At 70.8% G+C, this 12920-nt stretch carries 17 protein-coding genes; 6 read left to right on the top strand and 11 right to left on the bottom strand.

The features are described 5' to 3' along the window. Window positions 1–146: 146 nt before the first annotated feature. Together F0L46_RS02690 and miaA are read right to left on the bottom strand one after the other, a co-directional pair. Window positions 147–608, bottom strand: a complete 462-nt coding sequence (locus F0L46_RS02690) for a PAS domain-containing protein (protein ID WP_149815486.1) — start codon at window positions 606–608, stop codon at window positions 147–149. A gap of 198 nt (window positions 609–806) precedes the next feature. Continuing rightward, window positions 807–1733: a tRNA (adenosine(37)-N6)-dimethylallyltransferase MiaA gene (gene miaA / locus F0L46_RS02695; RefSeq protein WP_149815487.1), complete on the bottom strand. Its 927-nt coding sequence runs from the start codon at window positions 1731–1733 to the stop codon at window positions 807–809. On the opposite strand from miaA, the gene serB reads away from it, so the two are divergent. Both serB and F0L46_RS02705 read left to right on the top strand, forming a co-directional pair. After that, window positions 1725–2603 (top strand): phosphoserine phosphatase SerB, encoded by an 879-nt coding sequence (gene serB, locus F0L46_RS02700; protein WP_149815488.1) that lies wholly within the window; start codon window positions 1725–1727, stop codon window positions 2601–2603. The genes miaA and serB overlap by 9 nt on opposite strands. Window positions 2604–2685: 82 nt before the next feature. Continuing rightward, entirely contained in the window at window positions 2686–3519 is an 834-nt protein-coding gene (locus F0L46_RS02705) for a hypothetical protein (protein WP_149815489.1), read from the top strand. A gap of 65 nt (window positions 3520–3584) precedes the next feature. Here F0L46_RS02705 and F0L46_RS02710 read toward each other — a convergent pair whose 3' ends face one another. The 8 genes from F0L46_RS02710 to F0L46_RS02745 all read right to left on the bottom strand — a co-directional run bounded on the left by F0L46_RS02710 (window position 3585) and on the right by F0L46_RS02745 (window position 9952). Continuing rightward, on the bottom strand, window positions 3585–5180 hold the full coding sequence (locus F0L46_RS02710; protein ID WP_240539829.1) for a DegQ family serine endoprotease: 1596 nt from the start codon (window positions 5178–5180) through the stop codon (window positions 3585–3587). 96 nt (window positions 5181–5276) lie between these two features. After that, window positions 5277–5468: a DUF2065 domain-containing protein gene (locus tag F0L46_RS02715; RefSeq protein ID WP_149815490.1), complete on the bottom strand. Its 192-nt coding sequence runs from the start codon at window positions 5466–5468 to the stop codon at window positions 5277–5279. Between the two features lie 6 nt (window positions 5469–5474). Continuing rightward, window positions 5475–6509: a protease modulator HflC gene (gene hflC, locus F0L46_RS02720; protein ID WP_149815491.1), complete on the bottom strand. Its 1035-nt coding sequence runs from the start codon at window positions 6507–6509 to the stop codon at window positions 5475–5477. Continuing rightward, window positions 6506–7672 carry an FtsH protease activity modulator HflK gene (gene hflK / locus F0L46_RS02725; RefSeq protein ID WP_149815492.1) on the bottom strand — a complete coding sequence of 389 codons (1167 nt, stop codon included), beginning with the start codon at window positions 7670–7672 and terminating at the stop codon, window positions 6506–6508. Before hflK ends, hflC begins: the two co-directional genes overlap by 4 nt. Window positions 7673–7781: 109 nt before the next feature. After that, on the bottom strand, window positions 7782–8309 hold the full coding sequence (locus F0L46_RS02730; RefSeq protein WP_149815493.1) for a dihydrofolate reductase: 528 nt from the start codon (window positions 8307–8309) through the stop codon (window positions 7782–7784). Next, on the bottom strand, window positions 8306–8788 hold the full coding sequence (locus F0L46_RS02735; protein WP_149815494.1) for a GNAT family N-acetyltransferase: 483 nt from the start codon (window positions 8786–8788) through the stop codon (window positions 8306–8308). The genes F0L46_RS02730 and F0L46_RS02735 overlap by 4 nt, the downstream gene beginning before the upstream one ends. Then, entirely contained in the window at window positions 8785–9435 is a 651-nt protein-coding gene (locus tag F0L46_RS02740; protein WP_149815495.1) for an NAD(P)-dependent oxidoreductase, read from the bottom strand. Before F0L46_RS02740 ends, F0L46_RS02735 begins: the two co-directional genes overlap by 4 nt. A 139-nt stretch (window positions 9436–9574) precedes the next feature. After that, window positions 9575–9952, bottom strand: coding sequence for an SPW repeat domain-containing protein (locus F0L46_RS02745; RefSeq protein WP_149815496.1), 378 nt, complete (start codon window positions 9950–9952; stop codon window positions 9575–9577). A 166-nt stretch (window positions 9953–10118) separates the two neighbouring features. Between F0L46_RS02745 and F0L46_RS02750 the strand changes: the two genes are divergently transcribed. From F0L46_RS02750 to F0L46_RS02765, 4 genes are all read left to right on the top strand, one after another. Beyond that, window positions 10119–10553, top strand: a complete 435-nt coding sequence (locus F0L46_RS02750) for an RNA polymerase sigma factor region1.1 domain-containing protein (protein ID WP_149815497.1) — start codon at window positions 10119–10121, stop codon at window positions 10551–10553. A gap of 193 nt (window positions 10554–10746) precedes the next feature. Next, window positions 10747–10950, top strand: coding sequence for a hypothetical protein (locus F0L46_RS02755; protein ID WP_149815498.1), 204 nt, complete (start codon window positions 10747–10749; stop codon window positions 10948–10950). A gap of 37 nt (window positions 10951–10987) precedes the next feature. Beyond that, window positions 10988–11239 carry a hypothetical protein gene (locus F0L46_RS02760; protein ID WP_149815499.1) on the top strand — a complete coding sequence of 84 codons (252 nt, stop codon included), beginning with the start codon at window positions 10988–10990 and terminating at the stop codon, window positions 11237–11239. A gap of 32 nt (window positions 11240–11271) precedes the next feature. Next, complete coding sequence (locus F0L46_RS02765) at window positions 11272–11889, top strand: DUF938 domain-containing protein (RefSeq protein WP_149815500.1); 618 nt, start codon at window positions 11272–11274, stop codon at window positions 11887–11889. Window positions 11890–12057: 168 nt separating this feature from the next. On the opposite strand, the gene F0L46_RS02770 is transcribed toward F0L46_RS02765, so the two are convergent. Beyond that, window positions 12058–12903, bottom strand: a complete 846-nt coding sequence (locus tag F0L46_RS02770) for a 23S rRNA (adenine(2030)-N(6))-methyltransferase RlmJ (RefSeq protein ID WP_149815501.1) — start codon at window positions 12901–12903, stop codon at window positions 12058–12060. Window positions 12904–12920: the final 17 nt, after the last annotated feature.

The raw sequence follows: 12920 nt of genomic DNA on the forward strand, positions 1-12920 counted from the left end.
TCTGAGGGGCCCATGCGCCATCTCCGGAGTTGCAGGGCGCTAGCCCTGCTCCGTCGATGGCGCTCGAAGTACGAGAATAAGCTTGCGCATAGCCGCCGCATTCCGGTGTGAAAGTTGCGCGACGCTAGACGATCGGGCCATGCGGGTCAAGCGGGCGAAGGGTTCGTTTTCGGGGCTGGCTGCCGGTTCGAGACCGCCTCAAAGCGTCCCAGCGCGCCCTTGGCGGGCCGCCCGCGGCGGCGCTTCACCTCCCGCTCGAAGGCGATGAAATGCTCCAGCTCGCCCGCGCGGTTGAACAGGGGCTCGATGTCCACCTGGCAGAGATATTGCTCGCCCGACTTGCGGTAGTTCACCACGCAGCCGGAGAACGGCTTGCCCTCGCGCAGCGCCCGGGCGAGCGTGCGCAGGACGAGGCGGTTGGTTCGGGCGCCCTGGAGCATGCGCGGGCTGCGCCCCACCACCTCGTGTGCCTCGTAGCCCGTCATGCGGCAGAAGGCGGGGTTCACGTAAAGGATCGTGGGGCCGGGCTCGCCAAGGCTCGTGTCGGTGAGCACGATCGCGGTGTCGTTCGCCTCGGCGAGCGTTCGGATCAAGTCCTCAACCGTCATTACGTCCTCCTCGACACGACACGCCATCGCCGCGAGCACGGAACGGGCTTTCCTCAACGCCAGCGGGCCCAAGACCCGCGCCCGAAACCGTTCAGGCGTCAGTTGTCGCGATGGATATGCGAGGTGACCCTTCGTCAGTCCAGCGCAAAGACCGGGGTTTGTCGCCTCGAGAACCATGAAACGCGCTAGACCTGCGGCTCAGCACGGCCTCCAGGCGAGCCCTGCCACCTCCTCGGGCGACAGCCAGCGCCATCCGGGCATCTGGTGGCGAAACCAGGTGAATTGCCGCTTCGCGTAGCGCCTGGTGTCCCCCTGCCCCCGGACGATCGCCGCCTCCAGGCCCGTCTCGCCGCGCAGGTGACTGAGGAGCCCCGGCACGCCGTGCGCACGCATGACGGGGAGCATGGGATCGAGCCCCCGCGCGCCAAGTGCCGCCACCTCGTCCAGGGCCCCCTGCCCCACCATGGCGACGAAGCGCGCGTCGATGCGCCGGCGCAGCACCTCGCGGTCGGGGCTGAGGAAGAGCCGCGTCGTGGGCACGCCGGCGAGCGGGCCCGGGATCCGCCGGCCCTGGAACGCCACGAGCGAGCCGCCCGTCGCGGCGTGGACCTCGAGCGCCCGCAGGACCCGCAGCCGGTCGCTCGGGCGCAGATCTCCGCCGGTCGCGGGATCGAGGCGCATGAGCCGCGCGTGGAGCTCCGGCGTCTCGACCCCCTCGGCCTCGCCGCGCACCCTCTCGCGCACCTCGTCCGGCACGGGCGGGATGTCGGAAAGGCCCTCCAGCAGCGCCCGGAAATAGAGCCCCGTGCCGCCGACGAAGACGAGCGGGAGACCGCCCGCCTCCCCGATGAGCCGCGCGGCGTCCTCCATGTAGCGCGCCACGGAATAGTTCACGGCGCCGTCCACGTGGCCATAGAGCCGGTGGGGCGCCTGAGCCTCCTCCTCGGGCGTCGGCCGGGCGCTGAGCACCCGCAGGTCGCGGTAGACCTGCATGGAATCCGCGTTCACGACGAGGGCGCCGGTCTCCCGGGCCAGCCGCAGCGCCAGCGCCGACTTGCCGGACGCGGTCGGCCCTGCGATGAGAACCACCCGTCCGCCGCCCTGATCGTCCGTGCCATGCCCCATGTCGTCTGCCTGACCTGCGCTCCCGCCCGTCCCATTCTCGACGAGGCCCTCGTCGCCCACATCGCGGCCCTCGTGCCCGGCGCCGGAGCGCCGCGTTGGCTGCGCCGCGGGGTCGCCGCCGAGATCCCGGTCCCGGAGGCGGACCCGATTCCGTTGGGCCGCACCCTGCGTGACGCCATCGCCCCTGCGGCGGTCGACGTCAACGTCGTCCCCCTCGCCCATCGCCGCAAGCGCCTCCTCCTCGCCGACATGGACTCGACCATGATCGAGCAGGAATGCATCGACGAGCTCGCCGATTTCGTGGGGCTGAAAGCCGAGGTGGCCGCGATCACCGAGCGCGCCATGCGGGGCGAGATCGCCTTCGAGCCGGCACTTCGCGAGCGCGTGGCGCTTCTCAAGGGCCTGCGATTGAGCGTGGTGGACGAGATCATCGCCGAGCGCATCCGGATCATGAGCGGCGCCCGGGAGCTTGTGACCGGCATGAAGGCCTGGGGCGCCTATGCCTGCCTCGTCTCAGGCGGCTTCACACTGTTCACCGGTCCCATCGCGGCGCGGATCGGCTTCGACGAGAACCGGGCGAACCGGCTCTTGACCGACGGCGACCGGCTCGCAGGCTTGGTCGAGGAGCCCATCCTGGGCCGCGAGGCGAAGCGCGCGAGCCTCATCGAGATCCGCGACCGGCTGGGCTTGAGCGCCGAGGAGACCCTCGCCGTGGGCGACGGGGCGAACGATCTGGCGATGATCGGCGAGGCGGGCCTCGGCGTCGCCTACCGGGCGAAGCCCGCCGTCGCCGACGCGGCGGGGGCGCGGATCGAGCATGGGGATCTCACGGCGCTCCTCTACCTGCAGGGCCACTCGGTCGAGCATTGATAACTTTTACTCATAATATGTAGTTTATTTACATTTATCCGCATGTAAGCTATGCGCTCATCCGCTTGCAGCGGAGACAGCCATGACCCTTGCGATCACGAACGCTTCCCGATCCCAGACCCCGGTCGACGACCGCGGCGCGAGCCTGTTCGCCCAGGCCGTGAACCAGCAGCGCGCCAATCCCGGCATGCCGCAGCCGACCGTCACCGTGACCGGCGGCGCCGCGACGACGGGCGCCATCAATACGCAGACGGCGGGGGTGAACGTCACGGTGCCCCTCGACGCGGACGGGACGCGTGTGAACGTCACGGCCACCACCACGGCCAATGACGGCCGCAACGGCGCGGGCCAGCCCGTCTCGAACCTCGTCCAGGGTGCGACGACGAGCGTCTCGGCGCCGATGGGCGGCGTGACGGTCACCGGGAGCGTGTCCGTGGAGGACAACCGCAACAACCTCAACGGCCGCACCACGCAGGGCGCCGGCGCGCGGGTGAGCGTGAGCGACACGATCCCCCTCGACGCCCGGACGAACCTTAACCTCACGGGCAGCGTCGGCATCAACGCGAGCACGCCGCAGGGCGGGGCGACCTCCCTCGTCGCGCAGCCCCGGGTGAGCGTCGGCGTCACCCACAAGGCGTCGGACCGGCTCTCCGTCGGCGCGCAGGTGAATGTCGGCGGCAATATCCCCCTCAACGAGGCGGGCGCGGCGGGTGTCGCGGCGGCCGGTAACGAGGTCGTCGTGACGGGTCAGGTGAACGCGAGCGTCCAGGTCGCCCCGAACGTCCGGCTCATCGGCTCCGTGACCCATGGTCTCACCGGCGCGGACGCGCCCTCGACAAACCCCGCCGGCAGCGCCTTCTCGCCGGGCGCCGGCCAGACCGTGCTCCAGGGCGGCGTGCAAATCACCCTGCCCTAGAAACGCGAAACGCCCGGCCGCGGGGCCGGGCGTTCGCATCCGTCGGGGCTGGAGCCCCGGCGCGATCACTCGATGGTGACGGCGACGAAGCGAACCTCGCCCTGCGTGTTGGCGACGAGGAGGAGGGCCGAGCGGCGTCCCTCCTTCTTCAGCGCCTCGACGCGGCGGGCCATGTCGGCGGGGGAGTTCACCGCCTCCTGGCCCACCTCGACGATCACCTCGCCGGCCTGGATGCGCTTGTCGGCTGCGTTGGAATTGGGCTCCACCCGCGTGACGACCACGCCCTTCACCGTGTCCTTGATGTTGTAGCGCTTGCGCAGCTCCTCCGTGACGCCGGAGAGCTCGAGGCCGAGCACGCGGCGCGTGGCGTTGGGGGATTCCGGCGCGTTGCCGGCGGGCGGATTGACGCTCGCCTGGCGCGTCGCCTCGCCCTCCTCCAGGCGGCCGAGGGTGACGCTGCGCTTGAGCTCCTGGCCCTTGCGCACCACCGTGACCTCGACGCTCTTGCCCACGGGGGTGGACGCGACGATGCGCGGCAGATCGCGGGAATCCTTCACCTCGCGGCCGTCGAAGCGGACGATCACGTCGCCGACCTCGAGCCCCGCGGGCTTCGCCGGGCCCTTGTCGTCGATGCCGGCCACCAGAGCGCCGCGGGCCGAGCCCAGCGCAAGGGCCTCGGCGGTCGACTCGTCCACGTTCTGGATGCGCACGCCGAGCCAGCCGCGGCGGGTCTCGCCGAACTGGCGCAGCTGGTCGATCACGGGCGCCGCCGTCGAGGCCGGCACGGCGAAGCCGATGCCGACCGAGCCGCCGGTGGGCGACAGGATCGCCGTGTTGATGCCGATGACCTCGCCCGCCATGTTGAAGAGCGGACCGCCCGAGTTGCCCTTGTTGATGGACGCGTCGGTCTGGATGTAGTTGTCGTAGGGTCCGGAATCGATGTTGCGGCCCCGGGCCGAGATGATGCCGGCGGTGACCGAGCCGCCGAGGCCGAACGGGTTGCCGATGGCGAGCACCCAGTCGCCTGGGCGGATCGCCTCGGCGTCGCCGAAGGGCACGGCGGGGAGCGGCTTGTCGGACTTCACGCGCAGCACCGCGAGGTCGACCTTCGTGTCCTTGCCGATCACCTCGGCCTTGAGGCGGGTGCCGTCGGCGAAGATCACGGTGATGTCGTTGGCATCGCCGATCACGTGGTTGTTCGTCACCACGATCCCCGACGGGTCGATGACGAAGCCGGAGCCGAGCGAGTTCGAGCGGCGCTGCTGCTGCTGGGGCGGCTGCGGCGTGCGGTTCCCCTCGGCGCCGGGGCCGCCCTGGCCGCCCTGCCCGCCTTGGCCACGCCGGTTGAAGAACTCCTCGAAGAGGTCCTCGAAGGGCGTGCCGGGGGGCAGCTGCGGCAGGGTGCGGCCGCGAGCCTCGACGGTGGTCGCGGCCGAGATGTTCACCACGGCGGGCGAGAGCCGCTCGGCCAGATCCGCGAAGGACATGGGCGCGTTGCGTGGGGGCTGCGCGGGCGCGGGCAGCGGCGCGATGGTTTGGGCGGGCGTCACCATTGCGGGCGGCTGCGTGCCCTGCGAGGCTGCCGGGAGAGGCAGCAGAGCGCTCGACGCCAGGGCGGCGATGGCCGCCGTCCGCGCGAGCGCTTTCACCACTTGAGCCATATCGGTCCTCTTCGGATGGGGGCAGATCCGCCCGGTATCGCGTGTTTCATGTGTCAAATAGGGCGGAAGCGGGGCTTTGCCATGCACGGGCATGCCTCAGATGCCGCCACGCGCGACCCACAGCAGCACAACGCCCGCCACCGCCGAACCGATCCCGACCAGACGCATCCGGTCGGCGGGACTTTGCGCCGCATCGATCATGGCACGGCGCACAGCCTCCGGGAAGGCCGCAAACAGGAGGCCCTCGACCGCGAGAACGAGGCCGAGGGCTGCCAGCAGATCCTTCATCGCCGCCTATTGCGGCACGACCGGCCGTGCGGCCGGAGGCCCGGCTTCAGGCCCCGCCGAGGCGGAGGGGCCTGCGGGCGGCGCGGGCGGGGGAACCGCGCCCGCCTGGGGGCCGGGCCGGGGCGGCGCCGGAGGCGGGGGCGTCGCCGGTCGGGTGCCGCCTGCGTTGCCGCGACCCATCGGATCGTTGAAGTAGCGCAGGAAGTCGGAGTTCGGCGACAGCACCAGGCGGGTGTCGCCGGGGCGGAAGCCTGTCTCGTAGGCCTGCATCGAGCGGTAGAACGAGAAGAAGTCGGGGTCGCGCTGGAAGGCTTCCGCGAGGATGCGGTTGCGCTCGGCGTCGCCCTGGCCGCGCAGTTCCTCGGAGCGCTGCGTCGCCTCGGCCACGATCACGGTCGACTCGCGGTCGGCGCGGGCCCGGATGGTCTGGGCTTCGCGCTGGCCGTTCGCCCGCAGGTCCGCGGCCTCGCGCTGGCGCTCGGTGCGCATCCGGTTGTAGACGGCCTCGCTGTTCTGCGGCGGCAGGTCGACGCGGGTGAGGCGCACGTCCACCACCTCGATGCCCAGGCCCCGCGCCTGGCGGTTCACGCTGTCCTGGATTTCGTTCATGAGCTCGCCGCGCCGCGTGCGGATGATGTCCGTCGTGGTGGCGTTGGCGAGCACGTTGCGCAGCGCGGAATTCGTGAAGCTGGTGAGGCGCGCGCCCGCGTTCTGGACGTTGTTCACGGCCTGGAAGAAGCGCAGCGGGTCGGTGATCTTGTAGCGGGCGAAGGCGTCTACCTCCAGGTTCTGACGGTCCGTGGAGAGGATCGTCTGGACCGGCAGGTCGAGGTCGAGCACCCGCTTGTCGACGTTGAGCACCGTCTCGATCAGCGGCGCCTTGAAGTAGAGGCCCGGCTGCGAGATCACCTTCTGGACCGCGCCGAAGCGCAGCACGATGGCGTACTGGGTCTGGTAGACCGTGAAGAGGGAGGCGAAGAGGAGCAGCGCCAGGAGACCGGCGACGATCAGCCCGCCCATGCGGATCGCGGAATTGTTCATCGGGCGGCTCCCTGGCCCTGCTGGGTCCCGGCCTGCGGGGGACGGCGCTGGAGTTCGTTCAGCGGGAGGAAGGGCACCACGCCCGACCCGTTCTGGGCGCTCGGATCGATCAGGACCTTGTCGGTGCCGCCGAAGACGCGCTCCATGGTCTCGAGGAAGAGCCGCTGGCGGGTCACGTCGGGCGCCTTGCGGTACTCGTCGTAGACCTGGTTGAAGCGGCTCGCCTGGCCGGTGGCGTCGGCGAAGGCGCGCTCGCGATAGGCTTCCGCCTGCTGCACGATCTGGGACGCCTGGCCCCGAGCTTCCGGCACCACGCGGCTGGCATAGGTCTCGGCCTCGTTCTGGAGGCGGACCGCGTCCTGCTGCGCCGCGTTGACGTCGAAGAACGCCTCGCGCACCTGGGCCGGCGGCACCGCCGCCTGGAGCTGGACCACGTTGATCCGCACGCCCGCGCCATAGGCGTCGAGGGCGCCCTGGGTGATCGCCTGCACCTCCTGGGCGATGCTGCCCTGCTCGGTGGTGAGGATGTTCTGGATCTGGCGGCGGCCGATGACCTCGCGCATGGCGCTCTCGGCCACGGACTTGATGGTGCCGTCCGGGTTCTGGAGGTTGAAGACGTAGTTGTTGGCGCGGGCGGCGTCGATCTGCCACTGCACGTCGAAGTCGATGTCCACGATGTTGCCGTCGCCGGTGAGCATCAGGCTCTCCTCGAGGACGTCGCGGTTGCCGCCCCGTGGGCCGCCGCCGGAGCGGTAGCCGACCTCGGTGCGCTGCACAGTCGTCACGCTGGGCTTGATCACCTGGCCGATCGGATAGGGCCAGTTGTAGCGCAGGCCCTCGCTCGACTGGCCGATGAAGCGGCCGAAGCGCAGGTTCAGGCCGACCTCGTTGGGCCGCACGGTATAGATGCCCGTGGCGAGCCACAGGAGAGCGCCGAGGAGGAGGAGCGCGACGAGGCCCTTACCGCCCATGGAGCCGCCGGGCATGATGTCCCGGATGCGGTCCTGGCCGCGGCGGAGGATGTCCTCCAGATCGGGCGGGTTGCCGCCCGGGCCGCCGCCCTGGGGACCGTTGCCCCAAGGCCCGCCGGGGCCGCGACCGCCCCCGCCGCCGCCCCAGGGACCACCGCCCCCGCCGCCGCCGCTCTGATTGCTCCAAGGCATCTTGAGCCTTCCCTTGAGAATGTTCGTGAGGTCGTTGTGACCGTTTCAGGGATCGTTGTGAAGTGCGACCCGCCTGTACCGGGGCAATTGGGGTGGCGCCACGGTTTCGTCAACAGGATGCGGCGGGCCGCCGCCGCCGGAGATCGATGAAGGTGAACGGATGATCGTCGTGGGGGCCCGCGGGATGGCTCTCGCGCCAGGTTTCGACGAAGTCGGCGGGATCGTAATCTGGAAAGCTGACGTCGCCCTCAGGCTCCGCGTGGACGAGGGTGAGGTGGAGGCGGTCGGCCAGCGGCAGCGCCGCGCGATAGAGCTCGGCGCCGCCCACGACCGGGATCTCGTCCGCCCCCATCCGGCCGGCGATCTCGTCCGCGAGGCGCATGGCTCCGGGGAGGTCATGGGCGACGTGCACGCCCGGCGCCGCGAAGGCCGGGTCGCGGGTGAGCACCACCGTCTCGCGGCCGGGCAGCGGCTTGCCGATGGAGGCGTAGGTCTTGCGGCCCATGACGATCGGCTTGCCGAGCGTGAGCGCCCGGAAGCGCTTGAGGTCGGCGCGCTGGTGCCAGGCGAGCCCGTTGTCGCGGCCGATGACGCCGTTCTCGGCCACCGCCACGACGATGGCGAGCGGGCGGCTCACGCGCGCCCCGCGAGCCGCGCCAGCGCCTCGCCCGTCACCCGCTGCACGGTCCATTCCTCCATCGGCTCAGCGCCGAGCGAGCGGTAGAAGGCGAGCGCGGGCTCGTTCCAGTCGAGCACCCACCATTCGAGCCGCGCGAGCCCCTCGTCGAGGCAGCGTTGCGCCAGGCTCTCCAGCAGCGCCCGCCCGATCCCCCTCCCCCGGTGCGCGGGCCTCACGAAGAGGTCCTCCAGATAGATCCCGTGCCGCCCGCGAAAGGTGGAGAAGTTGTAGAACCAGAGCGCGAAGCCCGCGGGCTCCCCGTCCCACTCCGCTATGCTGCAGAAGGCGCGCGGATGGGGCGAGAACAGCGCGCGGTCGAGGTCCGCCTCGGTGGCGTCGACCTCGTGGGCGAGGCGCTCGTACTCGGCGAGCTCGCGCACGAAGGAGAGGACGAGCCCGGCCTCGCCGGGGCGGGCGGGCCGAAGATGGAGCGTCATGCCATGGTCCTGCTGTCGCAGATCAGGATGGTCTCGCGCAGCCATTCCCCGTCGACCAGGCAGCGCAGGAGGCAGTCGGCCACGTCGGAGCGGCTGATCGGGCCCGCGACGAGGCCCGTGAGATCCGTGTGGACACCGTAGCGGCGCCGGGGCGGCTCGTCGATGAGGAAGCCTGGCCGGACGATCGTCCAATCGAGGTCCGAGGCCCGCACGATCGCCTCCTGCCGGTCCTTGTCGGCATAGAGCGCGCCGACCGCGAGTGGCAGGAGCAGCCGGTCGTAGAGCGCCCCGCCGTGCCCCCAGCTGTCGCCCGCGCCGATGCCCGTCACCACGGCAAGGCGGCGTACGCCCTCGGCGCGCATGGCGTCGATGAGGGAGGTCGTCCCGCGCGAGATCCAGTCGACGCGCTTCAGGAAGGCGGGGCCGAACCCGTGGCCGCCCGCGCACCAGGCCACGGCGTCGGCGCCCTCCACGGCCCGGCGCGCCACCTCCGGATCCTCGATCGTGCCCTGGACATGGATGAGGTCGGGGCTGAGCGAAGCCGGCAGGCTACGCCCGACCGCCGTCACGGCGTGACCGGCCGCTCTCGCCTGGTTGGTCAGGGCGAGCCCGACGCCGAGCGTCGCCCCGATGACGGAAATGCGCATGAACCGTCCCCGGCCGTGGTCTCAAGGATCACGAACGCCGATTCGGCCCCGAAGCTCAATGCCCCAGCGGCGGGCCGCCGGTCTCCTCTCCCCCGTCCCGATGATGGGGGAGAGGATATCGTCCGTCGCGGGCGGCCTCTCAGGAATGGTGGCCGGCGAACGCGGCCCGGTCCGGCGTGGTGCGGGTCATGAGGCCGGCGCCGATCTCGGCGAGACCGATGACCAGATGCGGCAGGTAGACGCGGTCCGAGAAGCCGAAGAGCCAAGGCGAGACGGCGAGCAGGGCCCCCGCCGCGACGTCGCCCGCAAGGTGCGTCGGCATCGGGATCAGCTTCGCGATCGAGAGCTCGTAATCCGTCACGAGGCTCAACCCGATGATCGCGACGCCCATGATCATCGGAAGGTACTGCGCCGCGCCGCCGACGCGCGAGAAACCGAACAGATAGGGCGAGATGAGCAGGAGAAGCCCCGTCGCGTAGTCGAGCATGCCGTGGATACGGGTCGGAATGATGCGCATGGCTGTTTTCCTATGTGGATTTGAGACTTTCAATCCACTGAACAGCAAAACGTTCCGCCGCCTACTGCAAGGCTTGACTGAATACTTGCAAATTAACTTGAGTTAAGATCGATGCAACCGAACAGGGCTCCCGCCGTTGAGTCGGCGAACGGACGGAGGCGGCGCGATGGTGGGTTTCGACAAGGCGGCACTGGAGCGTCTGATGGCGCTTGGCCGTCGTCGCGGCCATCTCACGACGGGCGACCTGGAGGCGGAGCTTCCGGTGAACGCGATGGATCCCGACGAGATTGCCCTCGTCATCGTGCACCTGGAGGAAGCCGGGATCCCGGTCGAGGTCGACGCCGCGCTGCTGACGGGCGGCGCCCGGCCTGCAGCCCTGCGACCGGACGAGCCCTCCATCATCCTGCCCGCGCGCGAGATCGCCGTTCCGCCCGCCGGTCCCGCGAGCGACACCGCCGCCGCGGCGCCCGTGCGCGCTCCGGCCGGCGCCGTGGACGAGGGGCGCGCCGGGGGTGGGCATACGCATTGGGTCGTCGCCATGGGCGGCCTGCTCGCCGTCGCCGTGCTGATCGCGATCCTCGTCGTGGCCAACTCAGCCTGAGCGAGCATCCGGCCCGACGTCACGCAACTGAGCATCGAGCAACACGCCGAACTGTATTCCTTTAACCTACGTTATCATCTTGCGCTGCTGTGCGGCATCTTGGCGTTTGCTGACGGCTGGGTCGTTTTTTACCCTCCGTTCATCGCCGCGCCTCACACTCGCGCGCGGTCACGAACGAGGGGCAGGTCGCTGCATGCTTACCTTTCGCCTGAACGAGTCCGAGGCCACCACGATCATGGTGGCGTTGCGCGAGCTCCAGGAGCGTATGGAATCGCTCCCCGCCGACATCCAGGACCTCACCGAGGGCAACCTCCTCGACGAGCTCGGCATCGACGATCTGTGCCACCGGATGCGGGGCGTGCTCGCAGGCGAGCCCGAAGCCTCGATCGCCGCGTGAGGCGAACGCGGGGGCCGGTTCGCGGGTTGAGGGGGCCATGAGAGAGAGCCCCATCGCCTGGACCCGCCCCGAGATCGCCGGCATCCCCACCCGCCGCGTCGTCGGCCATGTGGGTGAGGTGGAGGTCGGCGCGGTCGAGTTCGACGCCACGAACCGCCTCTGGCTCTGGTCGAGCCCGCTTGCCGAGGACGCGTGGGGCTGGGCGCCCTCGGAGGATGGGGCCAAGCAGGCGCTTGACTTGTGGCTGCGCGCCTGGCTCGCCCCCTTCCGCCCGTTCTTTCAGCCTTGACGCGGCCGCCCGCCGCGGGCACCGACGGCGTCATGGAATTCGATCCCGTCGACGCCCTCGAGAGCCCTTCCGTCCAGCGCAACCGCGAGCCGATCCTCGCAGTCCTGCGCGGGGTGCTCCCGCCCACGGGCCTCGTCCTGGAGGTCGCGAGCGGCACGGGGGAGCACGCGGTGCACCTGGCCGGCGCCCTCCCCGGCCTCCGCTGGCAGCCGACCGACGCCGATCCCGCCGCGCTGCGCAGCATCGCGGCTCATCGCGCCAGGGCCGGGCTGCCGAACCTTCTCCCCCCGATTCCGCTCGACGCGGCGGGCGCTTGGCCGGCGGATCTGCGGGCCGACGCGGTGGTCTCGATCAACATGATCCATATCGCCCCCTGGGCCGCCACCCACGGCCTCATGGCGGGTGCGGCCGCGGTGCTGCCGCCGGGCGGGGTCCTGTATCTCTACGGCCCGTTCCGCGAGGACGGCGTGGCGACCGCGGAGAGCAACGAGGCCTTCGATCTCGACCTGCGGGCCCGCGACCCCGCCTGGGGCCTGCGCGACCTCGACGCGGTCGCGGGCCTCGCGGAGCGCCACGGCCTTGCGCTCGCCGAGCGCATCGCCATGCCGGCCAACAACTTGAGCGTGGTGTTCCGCCGGGCGGGTGGCTGAGAGGTCGTTTCCCCACACTCACCCTCATCCTGAGGCGCGACCCCGGACTTGGTCCGGTGGAGCCTCGAAGGGCGCTCCAGGAATCTCCCTCCGGCTCACGAGCGTCCTGCGTGCTTCGAGACGGCCTGCCCCGCAGGCCTCCTCAGCATGAGGCGGGTGGAGAACCCCCTACCCTGCCGCTCCCATCCGCTCACAGCGGGACGCGCCGTGGCCCGCGCGGGCCAGGCGCTCGGCGAGCGCGGGGAGGATGATCGCCGCTTCATCCGCCAGCGGCCAGGGCGGGTTGATCACGACGAGGCCGCAGCCGTTGAGGCGGTTCGGGTTATCGGGGCTGTCCACCAGAAGCTCGAGGCGCAGCACCGGGCGCGGGGCATCAGCGAGGGGCATCAGAGCGTGGTCCACGGCGCGGGTGTCCTTGATCGGGTACCAGCCCGCGAAGATCCCCGTCGGCCACTTGCGCAGAGCCTTCAGGAGCTCGGCCGGGAGGCGCTCCATCTCGCCCGGGGTCTCAAAGGGCGGATCGACGAGGACGAGGCCGCGCCGCTCGCGGGGCGGGATCAGGGCATGGAGCGCCGTCCAGCCGTCGAGATGCATCACCTTGACGTTCGTGGCGCTCATGAAGCGCTCGGCAAGCTTCGCATGGTCGGTGGGGTGGAGCTCGACCGCGACGGCGCGGTCGGCCGGCCGCAGCATCTCGCGGGCGACCGCCGGCGAACCCGGATAGGCGTCGGCGCCGTGGCGCGCCCGCACCGCCGCAAGCACCGCACGATAGGGCGTGATCAGCGCCTCGACGTCGGGGGCGAAGGGCGCGTCGAGCCGGCCCACGCCCTCGCCCCATTCGCCCGTGCGCCTCGCCTGCTCGCTCTGGAGATCGTAGAGGCCGATACCCGCATGGGTGTCGATCACCCGGAAGGGCGTGTCCTTGCGCTTGAGGTAGTCGATGAGGCGCGCGAGCAGCACGTGCTTCATGACGTCGGCGAAGTTGCCGGCGTGAAAGGCGTGCCGGTAGTTCATGGGACGCTCCGGATGGA

It is taken from the genome of Salinarimonas soli (assembly GCF_008386575.1).
GTDB lineage: Bacteria > Pseudomonadota > Alphaproteobacteria > Rhizobiales > Beijerinckiaceae > Salinarimonas_A > Salinarimonas_A soli.